The 24238-nt window shown below is 53.9% G+C and carries 23 protein-coding genes; 8 read left to right on the top strand and 15 right to left on the bottom strand.

Translation table 11 applies throughout. From position 1 onward, the window contains the following. The first annotated feature begins 40 nt into the window (after nucleotides 1-40). The 5 genes from G6Q15_RS06880 to G6Q15_RS06860 are packed head-to-tail and all read left to right on the top strand — an operon-like array spanning nucleotide 41 to nucleotide 7023. A complete protein-coding gene (locus G6Q15_RS06880; RefSeq protein ID WP_164117098.1) occupies nucleotides 41-2962 on the top strand; it encodes a 2-oxoglutarate dehydrogenase E1 component in 2922 nt (973 codons plus the stop codon). An 8-nt stretch (nucleotides 2963-2970) separates the two neighbouring features. Beyond that, entirely contained in the window at nucleotides 2971-4191 is a 1221-nt protein-coding gene (odhB, locus tag G6Q15_RS06875; RefSeq protein ID WP_164117095.1) for a 2-oxoglutarate dehydrogenase complex dihydrolipoyllysine-residue succinyltransferase, read from the top strand. Nucleotides 4192-4202: 11 nt separating this feature from the next. Further along, the gene (gene lpdA / locus G6Q15_RS06870) at nucleotides 4203-5615 is read left to right on the top strand and encodes a dihydrolipoyl dehydrogenase (RefSeq protein ID WP_164117093.1); all 1413 of its coding nucleotides are present in this window, start codon (nucleotides 4203-4205) and stop codon (nucleotides 5613-5615) included. A 24-nt stretch (nucleotides 5616-5639) separates the two neighbouring features. Continuing rightward, nucleotides 5640-6290 (top strand): trimeric intracellular cation channel family protein, encoded by a 651-nt coding sequence (locus G6Q15_RS06865; protein ID WP_164117091.1) that lies wholly within the window; start codon nucleotides 5640-5642, stop codon nucleotides 6288-6290. Beyond that, the gene (locus tag G6Q15_RS06860; protein WP_164117089.1) at nucleotides 6280-7023 is read left to right on the top strand and encodes a PepSY domain-containing protein; all 744 of its coding nucleotides are present in this window, start codon (nucleotides 6280-6282) and stop codon (nucleotides 7021-7023) included. Before G6Q15_RS06865 ends, G6Q15_RS06860 begins: the two co-directional genes overlap by 11 nt. Here the strand turns inward: G6Q15_RS06860 and G6Q15_RS06855 are convergent. From G6Q15_RS06855 to rpsM, 7 genes are all read right to left on the bottom strand, one after another. Then, a complete protein-coding gene (locus tag G6Q15_RS06855) occupies nucleotides 7020-7613 on the bottom strand; it encodes a hypothetical protein (protein WP_164117086.1) in 594 nt (197 codons plus the stop codon). The two genes, G6Q15_RS06860 and G6Q15_RS06855, sit on opposite strands and share 4 nt — an antisense overlap. Before the next feature lie 122 nt (nucleotides 7614-7735). Continuing rightward, nucleotides 7736-8314, bottom strand: coding sequence for a hypothetical protein (locus G6Q15_RS06850; RefSeq protein WP_164117084.1), 579 nt, complete (start codon nucleotides 8312-8314; stop codon nucleotides 7736-7738). A gap of 335 nt (nucleotides 8315-8649) precedes the next feature. Then, the gene (locus tag G6Q15_RS06845) at nucleotides 8650-10800 is read right to left on the bottom strand and encodes a prolyl oligopeptidase family serine peptidase (protein WP_240330794.1); all 2151 of its coding nucleotides are present in this window, start codon (nucleotides 10798-10800) and stop codon (nucleotides 8650-8652) included. A 206-nt stretch (nucleotides 10801-11006) separates the two neighbouring features. Next, the gene (rplQ, locus tag G6Q15_RS06840) at nucleotides 11007-11432 is read right to left on the bottom strand and encodes a 50S ribosomal protein L17 (RefSeq protein ID WP_164117079.1); all 426 of its coding nucleotides are present in this window, start codon (nucleotides 11430-11432) and stop codon (nucleotides 11007-11009) included. 120 nt (nucleotides 11433-11552) lie between these two features. Beyond that, entirely contained in the window at nucleotides 11553-12605 is a 1053-nt protein-coding gene (locus G6Q15_RS06835; protein ID WP_164117077.1) for a DNA-directed RNA polymerase subunit alpha, read from the bottom strand. A gap of 115 nt (nucleotides 12606-12720) precedes the next feature. Next, the gene (gene rpsK / locus G6Q15_RS06830; RefSeq protein WP_164117075.1) at nucleotides 12721-13110 is read right to left on the bottom strand and encodes a 30S ribosomal protein S11; all 390 of its coding nucleotides are present in this window, start codon (nucleotides 13108-13110) and stop codon (nucleotides 12721-12723) included. Between the two features lie 79 nt (nucleotides 13111-13189). Further along, the gene (gene rpsM, locus G6Q15_RS06825) at nucleotides 13190-13558 is read right to left on the bottom strand and encodes a 30S ribosomal protein S13 (RefSeq protein WP_164117073.1); all 369 of its coding nucleotides are present in this window, start codon (nucleotides 13556-13558) and stop codon (nucleotides 13190-13192) included. A gap of 396 nt (nucleotides 13559-13954) precedes the next feature. Here rpsM and G6Q15_RS06820 point away from each other — a divergent pair, with 396 nt between their 5' ends. The 3 genes from G6Q15_RS06820 to G6Q15_RS06810 all read left to right on the top strand — a co-directional run bounded on the left by G6Q15_RS06820 (nucleotide 13955) and on the right by G6Q15_RS06810 (nucleotide 17380). Beyond that, nucleotides 13955-15340, top strand: a complete 1386-nt coding sequence (locus tag G6Q15_RS06820) for a DUF11 domain-containing protein (RefSeq protein WP_164117071.1) — start codon at nucleotides 13955-13957, stop codon at nucleotides 15338-15340. A 64-nt stretch (nucleotides 15341-15404) separates the two neighbouring features. Beyond that, nucleotides 15405-16490 (top strand): succinylglutamate desuccinylase/aspartoacylase family protein, encoded by a 1086-nt coding sequence (locus tag G6Q15_RS06815; protein ID WP_164117069.1) that lies wholly within the window; start codon nucleotides 15405-15407, stop codon nucleotides 16488-16490. A 2-nt stretch (nucleotides 16491-16492) separates the two neighbouring features. Further along, nucleotides 16493-17380: an NAD(P)H-hydrate dehydratase gene (locus G6Q15_RS06810; protein ID WP_164117067.1), complete on the top strand. Its 888-nt coding sequence runs from the start codon at nucleotides 16493-16495 to the stop codon at nucleotides 17378-17380. Between the two features lie 26 nt (nucleotides 17381-17406). Here the strand turns inward: G6Q15_RS06810 and rimK are convergent, their stop codons facing one another. The 8 genes from rimK to G6Q15_RS06770 all read right to left on the bottom strand — a co-directional run bounded on the left by rimK (nucleotide 17407) and on the right by G6Q15_RS06770 (nucleotide 24233). Continuing rightward, nucleotides 17407-18312 carry a 30S ribosomal protein S6--L-glutamate ligase gene (gene rimK, locus G6Q15_RS06805; protein ID WP_164117065.1) on the bottom strand — a complete coding sequence of 302 codons (906 nt, stop codon included), beginning with the start codon at nucleotides 18310-18312 and terminating at the stop codon, nucleotides 17407-17409. Between the two features lie 40 nt (nucleotides 18313-18352). Further along, on the bottom strand, nucleotides 18353-18811 hold the full coding sequence (locus G6Q15_RS06800) for a RimK/LysX family protein (RefSeq protein WP_164117063.1): 459 nt from the start codon (nucleotides 18809-18811) through the stop codon (nucleotides 18353-18355). A 66-nt stretch (nucleotides 18812-18877) separates the two neighbouring features. Then, nucleotides 18878-19414: a hypothetical protein gene (locus G6Q15_RS06795; protein ID WP_164117061.1), complete on the bottom strand. Its 537-nt coding sequence runs from the start codon at nucleotides 19412-19414 to the stop codon at nucleotides 18878-18880. Between the two features lie 66 nt (nucleotides 19415-19480). Further along, entirely contained in the window at nucleotides 19481-20368 is an 888-nt protein-coding gene (locus tag G6Q15_RS06790; protein WP_164117060.1) for an AraC family transcriptional regulator, read from the bottom strand. Between the two features lie 38 nt (nucleotides 20369-20406). Beyond that, nucleotides 20407-21762, bottom strand: coding sequence for an NADP-specific glutamate dehydrogenase (gene gdhA / locus G6Q15_RS06785; protein WP_164117058.1), 1356 nt, complete (start codon nucleotides 21760-21762; stop codon nucleotides 20407-20409). A gap of 153 nt (nucleotides 21763-21915) precedes the next feature. Then, a complete protein-coding gene (locus G6Q15_RS06780; protein WP_164117056.1) occupies nucleotides 21916-22626 on the bottom strand; it encodes a hypothetical protein in 711 nt (236 codons plus the stop codon). A gap of 3 nt (nucleotides 22627-22629) precedes the next feature. Continuing rightward, on the bottom strand, nucleotides 22630-23451 hold the full coding sequence (locus G6Q15_RS06775) for a phosphatidylcholine/phosphatidylserine synthase (protein ID WP_164117054.1): 822 nt from the start codon (nucleotides 23449-23451) through the stop codon (nucleotides 22630-22632). 47 nt (nucleotides 23452-23498) lie between these two features. Next, nucleotides 23499-24233: a phosphatidylserine decarboxylase gene (locus G6Q15_RS06770; protein ID WP_164117052.1), complete on the bottom strand. Its 735-nt coding sequence runs from the start codon at nucleotides 24231-24233 to the stop codon at nucleotides 23499-23501. Between the last annotated feature and the right edge of the window lie 5 nt (nucleotides 24234-24238).

Genomic DNA, 24238 nt, shown 5'->3' with positions numbered 1-24238 from the left:
GGCAATCTCTTCTCGGGGATTTGACCCAAAGGAAAAGCATATGGGTTTTGAAGGTCAGGATTTCGATGATCTGGAGGGTGTAAGCCCTTCTTTCGTGGAATCACTCTATCGGCAGTACCGGGACAATCCTGGCAGCGTCGACGCCAAGTGGCAGCAATGGTTTGTAGGCCTTGAAGACGCCGCAAGCGGACCGAGCTGGCAGCGGTCACACTGGCCTTTGAATGACAGTGACGATCTCACATCCGCGCTCGACCCGACGCGCATGGAGCCAGAGCCGAAAGCGCAATCCAAAGGCAAAGGCAAGGTTGCGGCCGCACTCGACACGGGCAGCATTGCCGAAGCTGCCGGGGATTCAATCCGTGCCATGATGTTGATCCGCACCTACCGGGTGCGCGGACATCTGGCGGCGGACCTTGATCCGCTGGGCCGTTCTACCCGCGAACTCCCGGCAGACTTGACGCCGGAATATCATGGTTTTTCCGATAAAAATCTGGACAAGAAAGTCTATCTGGGCGGCACGATGGGGTTGGAAACAGCGACCGTAAGGGAGCTTGTCGATCAGTTACGTGCCAATTATTGCGGCAATATCGGTCTGGAATATATGCATATTTCCGATCTGGAAGAGCGCGTATTCTTTCAGGAACGCATGGAAGGCAGCAAAGCTACGGTGGAATTTACCGAGCTTGGCAAGAAAGCCATACTGAGCAAAGTCATCGAAGCCGAGCAGTTTGAAAACTTCCTCGCCAAAAAATATGTCGGCACCAAGCGTTTTGGCCTGGATGGCGGCGAATCCATGGTGCCTGCACTGGAAGCCGTTATCAAATATGGCGGCCAGTACGGCGTGCAGGAAATCGTGTTCGGCATGGCGCACCGTGGCCGCCTGAACGTGCTCGCCAATGTGATGGCCAAGCCATATCACGTTATCTTCCACGAATTTTCCGGTGGCTCCGCCAACCCCGATGACGTGGGTGGTTCGGGCGATGTGAAATATCACCTCGGCACCTCCACCGACCGCGAGTTTGACGGCATTAGCGTACACATGTCGCTGGTCCCCAACCCGTCTCACCTTGAGGCTGTTGATCCAGTGGTCCTCGGCAAAGTCCGCGCGCAGCAAGTTTTGCGTGATGATCTGGAAGAACACGACCAGGTCTTGCCTGTGTTGCTACACGGTGATGCAGCTTTTGCGGGACAAGGTATCGTATGGGAATGCCTCGGTTTTTCCGGCATTCGCGGATATAATACCGGTGGCTGCATTCACTTTGTGATTAACAATCAGGTCGGCTTCACGACCAGCCCGCAGTTCGCGCGGTCATCACCCTATCCGTCCGATGTTGCCAAAGGCGTGCAGGCGCCGATCATCCACGTCAACGGCGATGATCCCGAAGCAGTGACATTTGCCTGCAAGATTGCAATTGATTTTCGCCAGCGTTTTGGCCGTGATATTGTGATCGATATGTGGTGTTACCGCCGTTATGGCCATAATGAAGGCGATGAACCCAAATTCACACAGCCGCTGATGTATGATGAAATCAAAAAACACCCGCATGTCAGCAAAATATATGGTGCGCGACTTGCCAAAGAAGGCGTTATTGATGGTGCCTGGGTCAAGCAGACCGAGGATGATTTCACAGCCCAGCTGCAAAATGAATTTGACAGTGCCAAGGATTATGAACCCAATAAAGCCGACTGGTTTAGCGGCCAATGGTCAGGGTTACATAAACCTGCCAGCCCTGAAACGGCGCGGCGCAATACCGAAACGGGTATCGACAAAAAACTGTTCGATAGTCTGGGGCGCACGCTGACGACTGTTCCTGAAGAACACAATGTTCATAACACATTGAAACGCATTATCGCCGCCAAGGCGAAAATGTTTGAAAACGGCGAAGGTTTTGACTGGGCAACCGCCGAAGCGCTGGCTTACGGCTCGCTTGTCAGCGAAGGCTATAATGTTCGTCTGTCCGGTCAAGACAGCGGACGCGGTACATTTAGCCAGCGTCATGCCGTATGGGTCGATCAGAAAACAGAGGCGCGTTATGTGCCGCTCGAACAAGTTCCACATGGCAACTTTGAAGTACTCGATAGCCCGCTATCCGAATATGGCGTGCTGGGTTTTGAATATGGCTATGCACTGGCCGACCCGAAAACGCTGGTGCTATGGGAAGCGCAATTTGGCGATTTTGCCAATGGTGCGCAGATTATGATCGACCAGTTTATCGCATCGGGCGAATCCAAATGGCTACGCGCCAACGGCCTCGTCATGCTGCTTCCTCATGGTTATGAAGGTCAGGGGCCAGAGCATAGCTCGGCACGGCTAGAACGTTTTCTACAGCTATGCGCCGATGATAATATGCAAGTATGCAACATCACCACACCTGCTAATTACTACCATGTGCTGCGCCGGCAAATGCACCGTAACTTCCGCAAACCGCTGATTATAATGACACCCAAGTCGCTGTTGCGCCACAAAATGGCTGTTTCGGAAACCGAAGATTTTATCGGCACCAGTCACTTCATGCGGATTAAATCCGATAGGAACCCACCAGCGGACAAAGACATTAAACGCCTCATTTTGTGTTCGGGCAAGGTCGCATATGACCTTATGGAAGCGCGCGATGCCGCAGGCGATACCGACATTTCCATCGTCCGTATTGAGCAAATTTATCCCTTCCCCGGCGAACCGCTGGTCAAACGGATGAAGCGCATGACCAATTTGGAAGAAGTCGTCTGGGCGCAGGAAGAACCGAAAAATAATGGCGCATGGACATTTGTCGAGCCATGCATTGAAGAATGCATGGTCAAAGCCAAATTGAAGCCGCAGCGTCCGCGCTATGCCGGACGCGCCGCATCGGCATCGCCCGCAACCGGTTATGCCAAACGCCACCTATCCGAACAGGGCGCGCTGGTCGCAGATGCGCTGGGACATAGCGTCCGCAAAGAAATACGTCGTCAGAGAAAGGGCTGAAAAATATCATGGCCATTGATGTAAATGTACCCACACTGGGTGAATCGATTACCGAGGCAACAGTTGGTGAATGGTTGAAACAGCCGGGCGACGCCGTTGCGGTAGACGAACCGATCGTCAGTCTGGAAACCGACAAGGTTGCGGTAGAAGTCCCTGCCCCCGCTGCTGGTGTGCTGGGCGAACATAAAGTTGCCGAGGGCGATAATGTCGAGGTCGGCGCACTGATTGCAACCATTGAAGCAGGCAGCGGTGCGGCCGCAGCGAAGCCCGCCGCGAAAGCCGATGATACGGCTGCGAAAACCGAAACAAAGGCAAAGCAGCAGCCTGATGCGAATAGCGCGCCGGTCACATTGTCACCCGCCGTTCGCCGTCTGGTGCTGGAACACGGGCTTGACCCCAGCAGCATCAAGGGCACGGGCCGCGATGGCCGCCTGACGAAAGAAGATGTGCTGGCTGCAGCAAAGAACCCGAAACCTGCACCTGCGGCAGAGGCGGGCACCGAAGCTGCCGCTGCCCCGGCCAATATGCGCGGCGAGGAGCGCGTGCGCATGACGCGCCTGCGTCAGACCATAGCCAAGCGGCTGAAATCTGCACAGGATACAGCAGCGCTGCTGACCACCTTCAATGATGTCGACATGACAGCGGTTATCGAAGCCCGTACAAAGTACAAGGAACTGTTCGAGAAGAAACACGGTGTCCGCCTGGGCTTTATGGGCTTTTTCGCCAAAGCCGCCTGCCTGGCCCTGAAAGACGTACCTTCCGTCAATGCGCAGATTGATGACAAGGAAATCGTCTATCACGATTATGTCGATATCTCGGTCGCGGTCAGCGCGCCCAACGGGCTTGTCGTACCGGTGATCCGCAATGCGCAGCAGATGAGCTTTGCCGATATCGAAAACACCATTGGTGATTTTGGCCGCCGCGCAAAAGATGGCAGCCTGAAAATGGAAGAAATGCAGGGCGGCACGTTCACCATTTCAAATGGCGGTGTGTTTGGCTCGCTTATGTCGACTCCCATCATCAATCCGCCGCAATCGGCTGTGCTCGGCCTGCACCGCATTGAAAAACGCGCGGTTGTCATGCCCGATGGTTCGATCGAAGCGCGCCCGATGATGTATCTCGCGCTTAGCTATGACCACCGCCTTATCGACGGGCGCGAAGCCGTGACATTCCTCGTCCGCATCAAGGAAGCGATTGAAGACCCCACACGGCTTTTGATTGATCTTTAAGGAAATTTTCTATGTCTGAATTTGATTATGATGTTCTGGTAATTGGTGCGGGTCCTGGCGGATATGTAGCCGCGATCCGGGCGGCGCAACTGGGCCTGAAAACTGCTTGCGCGGAGAGCCGGGAGACACTGGGCGGTACATGCCTCAATGTCGGCTGCATTCCTTCCAAGGCTATGCTGCACGCGTCTGAATATTACGACGCGGCGGCGAACGGTGCGATGGAAAGCATGGGTATCGAGGTGAAACCCAAGCTTAACCTAACTGCGATGCATGGCCAGCGGACCGACGCGGTCGACGGCCTGACGAAGGGCATAGAATTTCTGTTTAAAAAGAATAAGATAGACTGGAAAAAGGGGCTTGCCACCTTTCAGGATGCCCATACGATCAAAGTTGGAGACGAGAGCGTCACCGCAAAGAACATCATTATCGCCACAGGGTCTTCGGTAACCCCGCTGCCGGGTGTCGAGGTTGACAATGCCAAGCAGGTGGTGGTTGATTCCACCGGCGCACTGGAACTGAAAAAGGTACCCAAAAAAATGGTCGTCATCGGCGGCGGCGTTATCGGGCTGGAGCTGGGTTCCGTCTGGAATCGCCTGGGCGCTGAAGTAACCGTGGTCGAGTTCCTCGACCAGCTGCTCCCCGGCATGGATGGTGACGTGCGCAAGGAAGCGGCCAAGATATTCAAGAAACAAGGCATGGAACTCAAACTCAAGACCAAGGTCACCGGCTGCACGGTCAAGGGCAAGAAGGCCACACTGACACTGGAACCCGCAGCGGGGGGAGACGAAGAGACATTGGAAGCAGATTGCGTGCTTGTCTCAATCGGGCGCAAGCCTAACACTGAAGGTCTTGGTCTCGAAAATATCGGTCTCGAAACCAACCAGCGCGGCCAGATCGAAACCGATCACGATTTCCGCACCAAAGTCGATGGTGTGTGGGCGATCGGCGACGTTGTTCCGGGTCCGATGCTCGCGCACAAGGCCGAGGACGAAGGCATTGCCTGTGCGGAAAATATCGCCGGCCAGACCGGTATCGTGAACCACGACATCATCCCGGGTGTGGTCTACACCATGCCCGAATTCGCCGGTGTCGGCCTCACCACGGAAGAAGCCATTGAAAAAGCCGGCGGCGACAAGACCAAAGTCAAGGTTGGCAAATTCCCTATGATGGCCAACAGCCGCGCCAAAACCAACCACGAGCCAGACGGTTTCGTGAAGGTTGTGGCCGATGCCGAGACCGACCGCGTGCTGGGCGTGTGGTGCATCGCCTCCGTCGCTGGCACTATGATTGCCCAGGCCGCACAGGCGATGGAATTTGGTGCTACATCTGAAGATATTGCCTATACCTGCCACGCCCACCCAACGCACAGCGAAGCGGTAAAGGAAGCGGCCATGGCAGTACAGGGCAAGCCAATCCATATCTGATCGCAGAAGGGGCAGGAAAGAGGCATGACCAATCCATTACTGCCCCCTCCTGAGGTCATCATCGGACCGATCCTGACTACGCTGGACCTGTTTGGTATTGCCGTGTTTGCCATGACCGGAGCACTGGCGGCAGCGCGCAAGGGGCAAACACTGGTGACCTTCGCCTTTTTCGCACTCGTGACAGGCGTGGGCGGCGGCACAATCCGTGACCTGCTGATTGATGCACCGGTGTTCTGGATACAAGATGCGATGGTGCCCATGGCCGTTCTGGCCGTGGTCTTGCTAGTCTGGATCACGCCCGAACGCTGGTGGAAGGGGAAAACGCTCGACTGGCTCGATGCTGCAGGACTCGCTGCCTATGCCGTATTTGGCGCAGCCAAATCGCTCGAATATGGCGTCCACCCCTTGCCCGCCATGATGATGGGCGTGATAACCGCCTGTGTCGGCGGTATTATCCGTGATGTTCTGGCTGGTGAACCATCCATATTAATGCGGCCTGAGCTTTATGTGACCGCTGCTGCACTGGCAGCTACCATGTTTGTCATCCTATCGCTTGTCGGTGTCACGGCGCCTGTTGCCGCAGTTATATCCGCCCTTGCCGGCTTTGCACTGCGCGGAGCCGCTATTCATTACCAGCTCGGGCTGCCGACCTATCGGGGCCGGAATGAAGACTAGCCAAGGCTTTTTCAGGAAAACAGCCAGGTTCCATATCTGGCTGGGCTGGTTGATCGGTATTCCGTTACTGCTATGGACCATCAGCGGACTGTTCATGGTATCACAGCCCATTGAAAAGGTGCGCGGCAATCATCTAAAAGCGCCGCCTGCCGCCATAGCGCCATTCACGCCGGCACCGCCCAGCCTGAAAGGCCGCGCCATAACCAGCGCCAGTCTTGTCCAGCAAGCGGACGGCCCAGTATGGGTTATCATGTTTCAGGATGGCGGCAAGAAACGCGCATCTGGCACCACTGGTGACATTTTACCACCATTGACCGCTATCAAGGCATCTGCCTTTGCGCAAAATGCCTATGCAGGTGAAGCCGCCTTAAAGGGTGTGACCTATTTTGCGGCAGACGCAAACCCGCTTGAGCTGCGACGCGGGCGCCCTGCATGGCAGGCCGTTTTCGGCGATGACACACACATCTATATCGATGCCGAGACCGGAGAAACGCTGGCCACTCGCAGCGGACTGTGGCGGACATTCGACTTTATGTGGGGCTTGCATATCATGGACCTGCAAACGCGTGAGGATACCAGCCACCCGGTATTGATACTGTTCGCCGCGCTGGCGCTTATCGGCACGCTGTTCGGCTTTATCCTGCTGTTCCGTAAAAGGAAGTCCTTGCGCACAAAAAAAAGCGCCGCCCCCAAGATGGAAACGGCGCCCTCCCCACAAACTGTGCGTGATTAATCGTCGCGATAGCTTCCATCACCATCAATCTGGACATAGTCGATACGCCCATTCGTCACGCCGCATTTGAAACCTTCACTGCCGCTGCGTGTTGAGATGCTGCCTTCAACCATCCAGCCGTTGCCGTCACGCTCCACCTTGTCGATGCGCTGCACGCGTGCATCACGCCCGCCGCGCTCCTCGGCGGCATAAGCGCACTGATCGGCAGCAGCATTCAACTCGTTGCTTTGGGTCCGCTGCTCCGGATAGCGCTGGTTGGGTTCATAACGGTAATCGCGGTCACGGCTGCGACGCTTGTTCTTGCTCGCTGCATCAGCAACAGCGGCTATACCGCCCAGTATCAACACCCCGGCGATGATATCGCCTGCATCCACACGGTGGCGGCGATGGCGATGGCGGCGGTGACGATAGCGGCGATGACGCTCAGCAGTTTCTTTGGCAGGGGACCAGCTCAGATCCTCAAGCCCCGTATTATAACTGACCGGTGCGGGAAGCGGTTCCATGACGGGTGCAGCCATGGCCGGTGTCAAGGACGACGCGGTCATCGCAATAGCGACACTGACGCCTGCAAATAACTTTGATTGTTTCATTTGGGTTTCCCTTCAAATTCATGCGGGAAGCCCCGCTCTTTTATGGAACATGACTAGACGGTTCAGCCTGTCACCAGTCTGAACCGCCTTGCCGCGTTACATATATTTACATGCCTTTCGCATTACCGGCCATTCCACAGGCCCCTGAACCTCAGGCTCGGGCGGCCCTGACCATTTGCTACGCAGGTGAACCTGCCGCGGTCATCATTGTAACCGGTCTGCAATACCACATTACCCTTTACGCGGTAACCGTAGCGTGTGCGGTCCACATCGCGGATCTGTGTTACATCGGCACGGTGGCGGCGCAAGTGCCGCTCCACAGCGCGGACACATTTTTCAACGGCGCGACGCGGGCTGATATCATAATTATACCGGTATCCGGCACGGTCATAACGATAGTCACCACGGTAACGGTCGCTGCGGTAACGGTCACCACGATAGCGGTCACCTCTGTAATAATCACCACGTTTATAACGCCTGTTGTCATTATAACGGTAGTCGCGGTCATTATAACCATAGCGGTCTTTCTTGCTCGCTGCGCTGGCAATGGCGGCAATTCCGCCGATAATCAGTGCGCCGGCAATAACATCGCCTGCATCAATCTTGTCATTGTCGCGGTGCTTTGCCACAGCAGGGGTTGCGGAAACGGCCATCGCAGCAGCGGCAGCGGTTCCGATAAGAGCTTTATTCAACTTGTTCATCACGCTAGTCCTTTCAAATGCTGCCCAGAACCATTTCCGAGCTTGCAAGGACTTTATAGGTGATTCGCATTGACCTCACACTGAACCCTGGCGACAGGTTTTGTTCATAAAACTATATGTTTTTATGAACGCAATGGATGTGACTATAAGTATTTCATCTATAACTATAAAATTAAGGCCAAGGTTGGATTATTGTGAATAGGGTAGCGAATAATATTCCAAAAAACGCAAAAAACTGCACTCAAATATAGGTTCCCCTACCCAACGCAGCGCAAGCGGCAATAGTTCTGGCGCATGCCATGTTTGAAATGATTTATACCCTTGGGCAAAGGGCCTCAGTCCCCCTGCATATTTTCACGTGTGAATTCTTCCTCTTCTGCGCTTTCAACGTCCAATCCCGTCCAATGCGCAAGGAAGGCATAGATATCGCTATATTCCTCGATAATCTTGTCGGTCGGCTTGCCGCTACCGTGGCCGGCGCGGGTTTCGATGCGGATGATTTTGGGTTTATCCCCTGTATCCGCAGCCTGTAGCGCCGCAGTATATTTGAAACTGTGCCCCGGCACCACGCGGTCATCGGTATCAGCGGTAGAGACTATCACCGCGGGATATTCCACGCCGGAACGGATATTGTGATAGGGTGAATAGCTCAGCAACTTCCGGAAATCCTGTTCCTTGTTTGGATATCCATAATCATCCACCCAATAACGCCCCGCTGTAAAGCGGTCGAAACGCAGCATGTCCATCACGCCGACTGCGGCATGACCCGCCGCGAACAGGTCCGGGCGTTGGTTGACACTCGCGCCGACCAGCAGGCCGCCATTGGAGCGGCCTTCAATGGCAACCTTGCCCTTCGCACTGATACCTTCGGCGATCAGATATTCTGCGGCAGCGGCAAAATCATCAAACACATTCTGCTTGTTCTGAAGCCGTCCGGCATCATGCCAGTCTTTGCCATATTCACCGCCCCCGCGCAGGTTGGCCATGGCATAGACACCGCCCGCATCTATCCATGCCATTTTGGTGGGGGAATAAGATGGCGTCAGCGAAATGTTGAAACCACCATATCCATAAAGCAGTGTCGGCGCGCCGCCAGTCAGGTCCAGATCCTTGCGGTGCACGATAAACATCGGGATTTTCGTACCGTCTTTTGATGAGTAGAATTTTTGCGTGGTCACATAGTCATCAGGGTCAAACGCAAGTTCAGGTTTCGCAAAAACGGTGCTTTCACCAGTCTTGGTGTCCAGCCGGTATACTGCCCCTGGCTGGGTAAAGTTGGTAAAGGCATAGAATGTCTCGTTATTGCCCGGTTTACCGCCAAATCCACCAGCCGTACCAATGCCATTCAGGTTGATCTCACCGACTTTCACGCCATCCAGCGACAGCATTTCGGCGAGTGATTTGGCATCCTCCATATAAGTGACAATCAGCCTGTCGCCGACAATTGATGCGCCCGACAGTGTGGCTTCACGTTGCGCCACAGTTTCTACCGGCTGCGGCCCTGCTGCAGACATATCAAATTTGACGATGCGCTGGCGCGGTGCGTCTTTATCCGTACGGAAATAGAGCGTATCGCCAATCCCGTCGATCAATTCCCACGCATTGTCAAAGCCGGTGATGAGCTTACGCGGGCTCCAGTTACCACCGCCAATATCCATCACCGTGATTTCATATTTTTCATCAGTACCCGATGATGATGTCACCACCACCCATTTATTGTCCGACGTCACTTCGGCCGTATTGTTCAGATCCGGCCTGTCCGGCGTTGCATAGACAAGCCTGTCTTCTGCCTGCGCGGTGCCCAGCTTGTGATAATAGACAGCGTGATTCTTGTTCAGTGACTGGAATTCGGCGCCTTCCTCCGGCTCAGGGAAACGTGAATACAGGAACCCGTCATTGCCAACCCAGCTCAGTCCTGAAAATTTCATCCATTCGACTGTGTCGTCCATGACTTTGCCGCTGGCAACATCCAGTACTTTCACGGTACGCCAGTCCGATCCGCCATCCTGAATGGCATAAAGCAGCTTGGTCCCGTCATCTGATGGCACCCACCCTGCAAGCGCGGTTGCGCCATCATCCGCCCATGCATTTGGATCCACAAGCACCCTGCCTTTTCCATCCAGCCCGTCGCGCACATAAAGCACCGACTGGTTTTGCAGACCATCATTGCGGGTATAGAAATATCTGTCACCGCGCGCGGTCGGCAGACCGAAGCGTTCATAATCGAACAGTTCCTGCATCCGCTTTGCCAGTGCCTCACGGCCCGGCAGAGTCTCCAGGTAGGCATCCGTGACCGAGTTCTGGGCCTTAACCCATTCTGCCACTTTGGGATTGACGCGTACGTCATCTTCCAGCCAGCGATACGGATCCTTTACATCCACACCAAATTGCGGATCGACCACATCAACTGTCTCCGTTTCCGGATAGGAAAGCATATTCGCTTTTTCTTCATGATGTTTGGCAAGAGCAGGAGCAGTGGCTGTCATGGATATAGTTCCAAGCAATAGAGCAAGTGTGGAGATGCGCATGGATTGTGCCTTTCAGCAATAATGTATCAAAGCCATGCAGACTAGCATGGGATGCGCTTTTGGCAAGTTTGCCTCAAGTTATCCTGACATATCAGGTCAGGATAGAAAAAGGGCAGGAAATCCGTAGATATCCTGCCCTTTTCACAAAATAATGCTGATGTACTTTATACGTCGGCAAATTCTTCTTCGTCGAAGCTCTGGACGGGACCACTGTCCTGACCTTTGGCCTCTTCATCGCGGTCAACGAATTCGATGATAGCCATAGGTGCAGCGTCCGAAGCACGGTAACCGGCTTTGATGATCCGGGTGTAACCGCCATTACGGTCAGCATAACGCTCGGCCATCACATCAAACAGTTTTTTCAGCTGTGTCTCATCCATAAGGCGAGACATCGCCAGACGGCGGTTGGACAAGCCACCTTTTTTTGCCAGTGTTACCAGCTTTTCAATATAAGGACGCAATTCCTTGGCTTTTGGCAAGGTTGTCTTGATCTGCTCGTGCTTGATCAGGTTGGCTGACATGTTTTTCAGCAGTGCCTGACGGTGTGAGCTGGTCCGCTGCATCCGGCGGCCCTTCATTCTATGACGCATGGTATTTCCTTTTTCGTTCGTTAGGGACCCGTATCAGGTAGTCCAAATCAGGCTGTTTTCAGGGTCAGCCTATTTCCCTGTTTTGCCATCCCCGCCCAAGGCAGGAATGGCATATTCAGATTAACCCAACAGCTCCTGTTCGAGCTTCTTGGCCATTTCTTCAATATTTTCAGGCGGCCAACCGGGGATATCCATGCCGAGGCGCAGCCCCATGCTGGACAATACTTCCTTGATCTCGTTGAGTGACTTGCGGCCAAAGTTTGGCGTGCGCAGCATCTCTGCTTCGGTTTTCTGGACCAGATCGCCGATATAGATGATGTTGTCGTTCTTGAGACAGTTGGCAGAGCGTACGGAAAGTTCCAGTTCGTCCACTTTCTTGAGCAGATAGCGGTTGAGCTGATTCGCATCGCTTTCTTCCTGGCTTTGCGCAGCAGCGCTGGCCTGGTTGGCAGCAGCAAGCGATTCCTCAAAGTGTACGAACAGCTGCAGCTGATCCTGAAGAATGCGAGCTGCATATGCAATGGCATCTTCAGGTGTCACGGTGCCGTCGGTTTCGATGGTGAGTGCCAGCTTGTCAAAGTCAAGCTCCTGACCAACACGGGTTTTTTCTACCTTATAGGACACCTGGTTGATCGGTGAGTAGAGCGAATCCACCGGAATCAGGCCGATTGGTGCATCTGCAGGACGGTTAGCGACAGCGGGAACATAGCCTTTGCCAGTGTCTGCAGTCAGCTCCATATTCAGCGTCGCACCTTCATCAAGGTGGCAAATAACAAGATCCGGGTTCAGGATTTCAATATCACCGGAAACAGCAATATCACCCGCTTTCACTTCGGCAGGGCCGGTTGCAGAAAGCTGCAAGCGTTTCGGGCCTTCGCCTTCCATGGAAATGGAAATCTGTTTGATGTTGAGAACAATGTCCGTCACGTCTTCGCGCACGCCAGCGAGTGACGAGAATTCGTGCAGCACATTTTCAATCTTGATCGATGTAATCGCAGCACCCTGCAAGGATGAGAGCAGAACCCGGCGCAGGGCATTACCAAGCGTAAGGCCGAATCCACGTTCCAGTGGTTCGGCCACAAATGTTGCTTTGCGCTTGGGATCGCCGCCAGCCTTCATTTCCAGGCCGTTTGGCTTTTTCAATTCCTGCCAGTTCTTGATATTGACAGTCATGGACTTCCCCTAATGATTTGGCGGGAATTTTGTGAGATGCATGAATTCGCATCAAATTCCGGCCTGATAAAGAAACTTGGGCGGCATGCACCGCCCGCTCAAACACCGCAGGTAATTATACCCGGCGGCGTTTTGAAGGACGGACACCATTATGCGGAATGGATGTTACGTCGCGGATTGAGGTGATGGTAAAACCAACAGCCTGCAAAGCGCGCAGTGCAGATTCACGACCTGAACCTGGACCTTTCACTTCCACTTCCAAAGTGCGTACACCGTGCTCCTGCGCTTTCTTGCCAGCATCTTCCGCTGTCAGCTGCGCAGCATAGGGCGTGGATTTACGTGAGCCCTTAAAGCCCATCATGCCAGCTGAAGACCAGCTGATCGCATTGCCCTGCGCGTCGGTGATTGTCACCATTGTATTGTTAAAACTGGCGTTAACGTGCGCTACGCCAGATGATATGTTTTTGCGTTCCTTCTTGCGGATACGCTGCGGTTCGCGTGCCATATTATCTTAATTCCTGATTCTAAATCTGAAAAGATTGCCAAAGAAAAAGCATGCCGCCGGAGAAACTCCGGCCAGCGGCTTATTTCTTTTTACCTGCAATCGGTTTCGCCTTACCCTTGCGGGTACGTGCATTGGTGTGAGTGCGCTGTCCGCGAACTGGCAGGCCTTTACGGTGACGCAGGCCGCGATAGCAGGCCAGGTCCAAAAGGCGCTTGATGTTCATCGCGGTATCGCGGCGAAGATCGCCCTCTACCGTATGATCAGCATCAATAGTTTCACGAATCTGCAGCACTTCCTGATCGCTCAGGTCCTGCACGCGGCGGGTATGATCGATTTTCAGCTTGTCAGCAATTTCGACCGCTTTGGTGCGACCAATACCGTGAATATAGGTCAGCGCGATAATAACACGCTTATTTGTAGGGATATTTACCCCAGCAATACGAGCCACTTAAATTTTCTCCTGCTCCACGAGACCATATGGAAACACCTGTTTCCGGCCCATCTCAACGCTACATGCACAAAAAGGGCAACCCACCAGCCGCGCAAGATTTGCGATGTCGGTGACTGCCGTTTTCGAAAATGAAGCCAGCGCCTAGGTCGATTCCACGCCAGAGTCAACAGCGGAATTACCATTTTTGCTGTTTTTTGCTGCACTGCGGAGAATCCCTTCGCAACGCAGGCTATCGTTAATACCAGATAAGCACCCTCTAGGCTTTTACAAGGGTTTACCAAATGGTGTAAAGAAATCATAAACTATTTGCGATAAGGCTATTATATGCTGCTGCGTAAAGTTCTGTATTTCAGGAGTATTTTTGCAATATTCCTTAGCATGTCGTTTCTAGGCATGGCTTCTGCTGCGCACGCTGGGCGGCTGGAAGCGGGTAGTTTCACAACGACCAGGACGACCGGTGGCAATAATGCACCGACACCGGTAAGTTTCCAGGCCAGTTTCGACACGGTACCTGTTGTCGTTGCCATTTCAGACCAAAGAGGCAACCAGTCCGCCTCGATCCGCATCACCAACATAACCATATCGGGATTCGACGCGCTAGTGCTGGAACCTGACAATTTCAATGGACGGCACGGCGCGCAAACCGTGCAGTATATCGCCATTGAACCTGGCCGTCAGATTTTGCCCGGCGGCACGGAAATCGAAGCCGGTTTCGTCAATACATCATCCGTGCAGCTCGGTCCGGGCGTCACCGGGTCAGCCAGTTGGACCAATGTCACGTTTTCCTCCCCTCTGAGTGCATCGGCAACCGTGCTTTCACAGATCCAGACCGCCAATAGCGAAACCCGCAACGTCCCTTCCCAATCCTCACGCCCTCATATTACGGCAATCACGAATAATGGAAGTGCATCCGGTTTTGACGTTGCGCTGGAACGCAGCCAGGCCGCAATTGGCACACCCGTATCGGAACAGGTGGGCTGGATTGCCTTTCCCTCGGGCAGCAGCGACAGCTTCACCGACGTCGCGGGCATCACAGTCAACTGGGGCGCGAGTAACAGTGGCAACAGCGTGCGCGGCTGGAATGATGGCTGCTTTGCAACAGCTTTACCCATTACAAGTTCCACCCGCATTGCCGTCGCCAAGAAACGCACCCGCAACAATGGTGATGGCGGCTGGCTTCGCTATTGCAGCCTGTCGGCCAGCACAATCGGCCTACGTGTCGAGGAAGATACCGATCAGGACAATGAACGTTCAGTTCCGGCCGGGCAGGCGGAATCCGCAGCCATTGTCGCTTTTTCCCGAAGCTTTCATGCCAACTTGCGTCCCGCCATATCGGTGAGCAAGTCCAGCGCCACACAAATCAACAGCCTGGGTAATGATTTTGCAATTCCCGGAACCATTGTCGAATATAATATAACCGTCACCAACAGCGGCACTGCCCCTGCTGACAAGGATAGCCTGATTGTTACCGACATCCTGCCGGATAACGTTGCGCTGATTGTCAATGATATAGCGGGCGGTGGCAGTGGACCGGTCGGTTATGGCGGCGGCATCGGCAGCGCAGGGCTTGTTTATTCGTATGCAGGCCTGGGCAATGGAAGTGATAGCCTGTCCTTTTCAACCGACGGCACCGGCTATGGCTATACCCCCGTAGCTGCAGGTGATGGCAGCGATACGGACGTAACGCATTTTCGTGTTTCCCCTATGGGCTTTCTTGAAGGTGACCGTGGCAGTGGAGCAGGCAGCTTCACCCTCACGTACCGCGTGATCATCGAATAACTGCTACATGGTATAGCCTGCCAATCATTGCCATTAAGCCTGTGATGTGGAAGCTTGCATGCCCATGACAGACAAGCAAAGCAAACAGTCATCTGATTCGCGGCAACCTTTCGAGATTGCAGGACATCAGGTCATGTCCGGCAGCAGCGCAGACATTGCCCTGCCCATCAGCAAATTTTCCTCCGGTACGCCCGTCACGCTGGACCTGCGCATCCTGCATGGCCGGCAGGATGGCCCTGTCATATTCGTGAGCGGCGCGGTACATGGCGATGAAATCATCGGCACCGAAATCATCCGCCGGGTGCTTTCCAAGCTCAAACCGGCAAAAATGGCGGGAACAGTCATCTTTGCGCCTGTTGTCAATGTCTTTGGTTTCATCTCGCATGACCGATACCTGCCTGACCGGCGTGATTTGAACCGGTCATTTCCGGGCCGTGCCAAAGGGTCACTGGCATCGCAAATGGCCTATATCTTCCGCACTGAAGTCATTGCCCGTTGTGAACTCGGCATTGATATCCACTCCGCTGCGCAGCACCGGTATAACCTGCCGCAGATCCGCATAGCGCCAGATGTCCCGCATTTACAGGAACTGGCACTTGCTTTTGGTGCGCCCGCTATCATTGAATCACCTCTTCGCCCCGGCTCGATGCGCGCAATCGCTAAAGAGAAAGGCGTCAATATGCTGCTTCTGGAAGCAGGTGAAGGCTTGCGCGTTGACGAAATGTCCGTGCGCGTCGGTGTCTCTGGCGTACTGCGCGTCATGCGGCATTTAAGGATGATTACAAATAAGCAGCTTGGCCACGCTCCGGCCAACCCTGCCCGATCCAGCCGTTCAACATGGGTGCGTGCCCCGCGCGGCGGCATATTCCGGCCATCCAAAATATCCGGTACAAAAGTACATACAGGTGACAAGGTTGCGATTGTCAGCGACGCGATGGGTGATGATCCGCACACCATCACGGCACCAATTGACGGCATTATTATCGGCCACAGGCAACTTCCCATTGTCAACCAGGGCGACGCCTTGCTCCACATCGCCGAAGTACGCAGCATTGATACAGTCGAAGAACGCATCGGCACCATAACCGGCAGCATATTGGATGATGTAATGCTTGATGATGTCATGCTGGACGAGGATGAAGTGCTGTAGCCATGGCGCAGGCAACCGACATAAATTCACCTCAGCTTTGGCGCGATGTTTTTCCGAAACTCGCAGATGACGGACATAAATATAACCGCGGCTACGCCGTTATTTTTGCAGGCGGCCTGCAAGGTACTGGTGCTGCACGTCTGGCCGCGCGCGGGGCGTTGCGGATAGGCGCAGGCCTCGTTACCATCGCGGTACCCGCTTCCGCATTGATGGCACATGCCGGACGGCTGCCCGATGCGCTAATGGTGCGGCGTGTTGATAGCGACGCCGGACCGGCAGCGCTGCTGGACGATAGGCGCATCAATGCGCTGTGTATCGGCCCGGCTTACGGTGTTGGCGAAGATACAGTTGGCGCTGTACGCACTATAGCTGCGCAGGGCCGCGCAATGGTGCTGGATGCCGATGTGTTTACAAGCTTTGCCAGCGCGGCAGATGACTTGGCAGACATTCTCAAAACATCGCAGGGTCATGCCGTGCTGACCCCGCATGCAGGCGAATTTACGCGGCTATTTGCGGATAAGTTCGCGAATATGTCCCCTCACGAAAGCGCTGCTGCCGCAGCATCGCACATGGATGCCGTTATTGTGCTCAAGGGGCCCGAAACCGTCATTGCGGCACCAGATGGGCGTATAACCATTAATAGTAATGCGCCGCCAGACCTGGCCACCGCTGGGTCTGGCGATGTCCTCAGCGGCTTTATAACCGGCCTGCTAGCGCAGGACATGCCCGCCTATGAAGCAGCCTGTGCCGGTGTCTGGCTACATGGCAAAGCGGGCAATATAGCAGGTGCAGGCCTGATCGCAGACGACCTGCCCGAAGTCATTCGCGGGCCGCTTTCCACTTTGCGCAAAGCCCCCTCTCCCGGAATCGGATTTGGTGATTGGTCCTAGGCGGGCCTAGATTTATCCCTTACCTTTTATCCCTTACCGCGTGTCTTAGTATTGCCGGGCTTGGCATTTTTTTCCATGAACTCAATAATCTTCAGCGCGACATCCTTGCCGGTGGAGCTTTCAATACCCTCAAGCCCCGGTGAGCTGTTCACCTCCATGATGACCGGGCCATGATTGGCACGTAATATATCGACGCCCGCAACGTTTAACCCCATCACTTTGGCCGCACGTACTGCTGTCGAACGCTCCTCCGGCGTTATCTTCACGCTTTTAGCAGTGCCGCCGCGGTGCAGGTTGGACCGGAAGTCACCTTCCGCACCGGTGCGCATCATGGATGCGACAACTTTACCACCGATAACGAAAATACGGATATCGCTGGAGCCCGCTTCCTTGATAAACTCCTGCACCAATATGTTGACGTTCGCTCCGCGAAAAGCCTCGATAACCGATTTTGCAGATTTTTCGGTCTCGCCCAACACCACACCGATACCCTGTGTGCCTTCAAGCAGTTTTACCACGGCGGGCGCGCCGCCTACTATTTTAAGCACTTCGTCCGTCTGGTTCGGATCATGGGCAAAAGCGGTCACTGGCAGACCCAGGCCATGTTTCGCGAAAATCTGCATCGACCGCAATTTGTCACGGCTGCGGCCAATCGCCACACTTTCATTGAGCGGCCAGACACCCATCATTTCAAACTGCCGCAACACCGCCAGTCCATATTGCGTGATGGAAGCTCCAATGCGCGGGATAACGGCGTCATAGCCTCTAAGCGTTTCGCCATTATACAGTACGGTAGGGCGATGCGATGTGATATTCATCGTACATCTGAGCGTATTGATGATGTCAAGGTTGTGGCCACGCGCCTCTGCCACTTCCGCCAGCCTTCTATGCGAATAGAGGTTCGGGTTGCGGGCAAGCATCGCAATTTTCATCTGTATTCCAATCCAGGCAAGGCGCATATCCCATTCGGGGTCACGCAGGATGCCCTAACACATATTTGCGTGCGACGTTCACAGTAAAAGAGTTTCTGAGCGCACGCCGCCCCACCAGCATCGGAAAGGTCATACTACGCCGATTGCTGATTGTTATGTCAGTGCGCTTCTTCTTCCTGCCGATCTTTAATGTCGTGCGTATGACATAACGATGTTCTTTGCGGCCATTTGAGCTGGTCACGTGGCGCTGTTCGATCAGCGGCGCCTCAACCATGTGGAAATGCCGGGGTGCCGTGCGTAGGCGAAAGCGCAGAAATTCCGTTCCATCACGTTCAATCACCCGGATATGCGTGCCATAAATGCTTGATGAACGCGCACCTGTATCAATTTTCGACGGGATACCGAATATACCAAGCTCGGGCAGATCAACCATCTCCGCCCAGCCGATTTCAACGGGTGCTTTTTTACGCCTGAAGCCGAGAGTGGATGCAAGAGCCATGGATGCCATGTGCCCGATGACAAGGACGAAATACAAGTTAAATCTGGCAACACCTGGCTAGAAAACTCACTCCTGCATGGAAAGTTCAGGATAATCCGATAGGGGTTTCCGTTCATAGGTCACTTGCCAGACGATACGGCCATTCTCTCTGGCTGTCTGAACCCATTTATCCACGGATACAAGCCACCTTGAACTGATTATGCGTTCCATCCCGTTTGCCGCCAGATATGTTTCATCCGGAAATGAAAAACCCGTTTCGGTCTTTTTCATCCAGCCACGGCTGACACCACCATGGCTGTCAAAATAGACATATTCGATCCGCTTTTCTTTCGGGTTCCATGAATAGACACTACTGCCCGCATATTCACCTTCGCCGCCATCAACGCGGTGCCGGTCCAGAATATGCGCACCACCGTATATGGGTATGAAACAATGCGTGTCGGTTTTTTCCTGTCCGGCGAATTGGCCATGCCAGCAGGAACCTGAAAGCAGGTCCAGCGGGGCAAGTGGCTTAGCAAGGTTTTTGGAACTATCATTCGCCCACGCCTGAATGGATACGATCGCAAGTGCAGACGTGGCAATCAATTTCAAAAATACAGTCATGTAGCTTTCTCCTGTCAGGTCAGATGGCAAGCTACCTTCGTACAACTATTCCATATTGGAAAAATGTTACCTGAGTACATTATGTTCGGCATCATATACGATTGACATTCCATCATCGGATATTTGCTGCATGAAAGCGCCTGGAGGCTCCGCTGCAAATTGCGCGAAATCGCGGTGCATATGTGCCTGATCGAAATAACCTGCATCAATGGCACGTCCAGCCCAGTCTCCAAAATGCGGGCGGCTTAAGCGATCGACTATTGCATGGAAACGGACCAGACGCGCGAATGTCTTCGGGCTTACCCCGACATTCTGCCGGTAAACCGTGTTGAGGTGTTTCCTGCTGATATCCAGCTGCTGGCATAATCCGCTAACCCTGAGGTCATATGGGTTGTGCAGCGTTTTTTCGATCGCTTCCAACACGCCAGGGTGCACAGGGCGCGACCTCTTTTCAGATATTTTTTGCAGGAAACCGGCCAGCAGGGCAAATCTCTGTGGCGTGGTATCCAGTTCACCCATCTGGTCATGCAAATGACGGATTTTCTCTCCAAACAGCAATTCAGCATCGATAACACGATTTGCCACTTCACTCGCTGCTATACCGAACAGGCTATAGACTCCACTGAAGGTCAGTGAAGCTGCGATGAAATGCGTATGGAAAGCGCCGTTACCAGCCACTGGCGCAGTATATAGCGGTCTGTCGTGAATGCCGGAAAGCCAGGCCCGCACATGATTGCTGGATACACCATTTTCTCCGCCTTCCACCACCATTTGTGGTGGGCCGAGATTTATCATGAATATCGCATGTCCATCGGGAATAAGTTTTTCCAGCGTGTAGCAGACACTACCCCTGGTTTCCAGAAAGAGGGCAACATGGCCCGATAGATATTGCGGCGCAGCAGCCATTTGCATGGACCACTGCCCTGCCGCAGTATCAAATTCCTGTGCGCTCATGAAACAGGGTTTAGGGGAACGGCCAGCTGGCAGTCAAATCACACAACCCCGTAAGCCAGCATGGCATCGGCCACTTTCTTGAACCCTGCTATATTCGCGCCTTTGACGTAATCGACATAGCCATCGCCCTGGTCGCCATATTTGACGCATTTATCATGAATGCCCTCCATAAGCTCGGTCAGCATTGTGCCCAATCGCTCATGGTTCCAGCTGATGCGCTCTGCATTCTGGCTCATTTCCAGGCCAGATACCGCCACACCGCCCGCATTGGCAGCTTTGCCGGGACCATACATGATCTTCGCATCGTGGAAGATATGCACGCCCTCCAGCGTAGTTGGCATATTGGCGCCCTCAGACACAGCGATTACGCCATTATCAACCAACGTCCTTGCTTCGTCTCCGTTCAGCTCATTTTGTGTTGCGCATGGCAGGGCCAGATCACATTTGACGCCCCATGGCCGCTCACCTTCATGATAGGACGCACCGGTAAACTCGTCTGTATATTCGCTGATCCGGCCACGCCTGTTGGTTTTAAGGTCCTTGATCCAGTCAATCTTATCCTGATCAATACCGTCTGGATCATGAATAAAACCGCCACTGTCTGACAGGGTTAGCACCTTGCCGCCCTGCTTGGTAATCTGTTCGGCGGCATGGGTGGCGACATTACCTGATCCGGATATCACCGCCGTTTTTCCATCAATACCGTCTTTTTTGTGCTTCAGCATGTTCTGCATGAAATAAACTGCGCCATAGCCTGTGGCTTCAGGTCGCATTTGTGAGCCGCCATACTCCATGCCTTTACCTGTCAGTACGCCTTCCCAGCGGCCTGTGATACGCTTGTACTGACCAAACATATAGCCAATCTCGCGGGCACCTACGCCAATATCACCGGCGGGTACATCTGTGTCAGGGCCAATGTGGCGGTAAAGCTCGGTCATAAATGACTGGCAGAACCGCATGACTTCCCCGTCCGATTTACCTCTGGGGTTGAAATTCGCGCCGCCTTTGCCGCCGCCCATGGGCAAGCCGGTGAGTGAATTTTTGAATGTCTGTTCAAATGCCAGGAATTTCAGCACACTTTCGGTGACGCTGGGGTGAAAACGGATGCCGCCTTTATAGGGGCCAATGGCGTTGTTGTTTTGCACACGCCAACCACGCTGAACGCGCACATTATGATTATCATCTTCCCAGCAAACACGAAAGGAAACCACGCGATCGGGTTCGGCAATACGGCGTAATATCTGCGCTTCGTGATATTCTTCCTTGTCAGCAATAAATTCGAAAATATCCTGCGCAACTTCCGTTACCGCTTGTACAAATTCGTTTTGCCCCGGATTACGCTTTTCCACGCCCTTGATAAATGTTTCCAAATCAACATGATCTGATACGGCCATAGCCAAACCTCCCCTGCTATGCCCTCACATGCTGCAAGGGCTTATTATATGCGCGACCGGAAGATGTGCTGCTTCATGCGAGTCGCAGCTTTTATGTTATTGTAAAATTATACGCAGATTATGCGGCATGTCACTGTGTGAATGACATGAAGATCAACGCCCGCCGTCTTTCGCGCCATCGCCAAATTCTTTTTCAAAGCTGCTTTTGTCTTTTTTTGCAGGAGCTTCTTCATCTTCTGCAGACGCACCCTTATCTGCTTTTGCACTCTCATCCTCACTATTGCCAGCCTTGCCACCACTCCCTTTTTTCGGGAGCGGGCCAAGCTGCATCGAAAGCCGTGATATCTGTTCGCCAATCACCTGGTCCACCGCCGGGGCAATCTGATCCATTTTGAAACGCATGAAGCCGCCAACTACATATTCGAAGCCGATGGTCGTGGTTGCATCCTCATTGGCCTTGATGGCAATTGTCAGCGTCCCGGAGAGCGCTTCACTCTGCAATGGCCCTAACGCGCCTGAGAGCCGCAGCATTTTGCCCGGCTGCGCGTATATTATCCGCATATGCTCTGCACTACCGCGTTTGTCGCCTTCCTTGGCCGCCGGGATCAGTTCACAAAAACAACCGCCCGCCTGCGCATCCATGTAAAAATTATCAGCATCACCTGTCCAGCTATGCTGCGCAGACCACCATTTGGCGGGGGAACGCAGCATTTTGAATACATCATCGGGGCTGGCCTTTACGTGTGCCTTGTGCCGCACCACAAATCCGTTTTCGCTTTTCTCGATCACTTCCGCCTGGGCCACCGGAGCAACCACCAATGTCGCTGCCAGTGCGCCTGCCACAATCCCTGTTTTTTTCAGCATGGGCTATGCCTCCCCTGTCTGCACCTGCTCAGCAAGGCGCCGTTTTTTAACTCTGGAATAACTTAATATACCAAATGGTATCAGCAAAACATAAATCACGCTAATAGCAATCAGCGTGTGCCACGGCATTGTCAGCAACGCAGCCCCGAGCAGTGCCACACCCGCAAGCGCCTCCAGCCGGATATTGCGGCGCAGACGCAGCGAGCCCCAGCTGAAAGTCGCGACGTTGGATATCATCAAAAATGCTATCACGCCGACCCATGGGGCGACGACGCTGTAATGGCGGAACCATTCTTCCCCGGTCACCAGCCACAGATAGAGTGGCAGGAATGCAAGGCCCGCGCCCGCCGGTGCAGGCACGCCAGTCAGGAAACCCGCCGACTTATGCGGCTGTTCATCCATATCAATTTGTGCGTTGAAGCGCGCAAGCCTGAGCGCACAGCACACCGCAATAGCCAAGGAGATGATCCACCCGAAACGCGGCATTTCTTGTAATGACCAAAGGTACATAACCAGCGCAGGTGACACACCAAAGGCAATTGCATCCGAAAGCGAGTCAAGCTCTGCGCCGAAACGGCTTTGTGCGTTCATCATGCGGGCAATACGGCCATCAAGACCGTCGAGAACGCCTGCCAGGATAATGGCGGCGGCGGCCAGTTCGAAATTACCTGCTATTGCAAAACGGATACCGGTCAGGCCAAAACAAAGCGCTGTAGCAGTGACAGCATTCGGGACCATTGCTCTCAGGCTAAGCCCCTTGCGCAGTTTCAGACGGCGCTGCGCAATGGCGCGCGGTGAAAAACGGCGGGGCTTCTTACCTGACATCCGTTGAGTCTATTCCTTATCCAAATGGCCGTATCGCTGGCTAATTATTACTGACTAACTCCAGTGAGCAGCTTTGTCGCACCCACTTCCGCCAAAATAGTTTCGCCCGCAACAATACGTTGTCCCTTGACGATGCGTGGCTGCGTCCCGTGCGGCAGGTAAACGTCAACCCTGCTGCCAAACCGGATCAGACCGACACGTTGGCCGGCAGCGACAATATCGCCTTCCTTCACAAATGGTACAATCCGGCGGGCCACCAGACCCGCAATCTGCGTAAAGCCGATGCGCAGACCATCATTCCGCTCGATCATGAAGTGCTGCCGCTCATTTTCTTCGCTTGCCTTATCGAGATCGGCATTCAGGAACTTGCCGGAAATATAGGCGACACGCTTCACCGTGCCGCCAATGGGTGCACGGTTGATATGGACATCAAACACGCTCATGAAAATCGACACGCGCATCATCGGTTCGTTGCCAAGCCCCTCATCACCGGCCAATTCAGGCGGCGGCGGGACCTGTTCGATTAATGTGACAAGGCCATCAGCGGGCGCCGTGATGAATTTTTCATCCTGCTGTGTCACACGCTGTGGATCGCGGAAAAACGCGAGTATCCATGCCGTTACACCTGCCATGGGCCAGGCCAGCGTTTCCCAGGCCATAAACGCGAAAAACAGGCATATCACACCGGAAATCAGCGCGAACTTGCGGCCTTCGGGATGGACAGGGGGAAAGCTCCATGTAGCGACACCGCTGCCTTTATTATCTAAAATCTCATTGGACATGGCCT

The organism is Sphingorhabdus sp. Alg239-R122, from assembly GCF_900537065.1.
Lineage (GTDB): Bacteria > Pseudomonadota > Alphaproteobacteria > Sphingomonadales > Sphingomonadaceae > Alg239-R122.
This window is presented reverse-complemented; position numbering and strand designations above follow the sequence as displayed.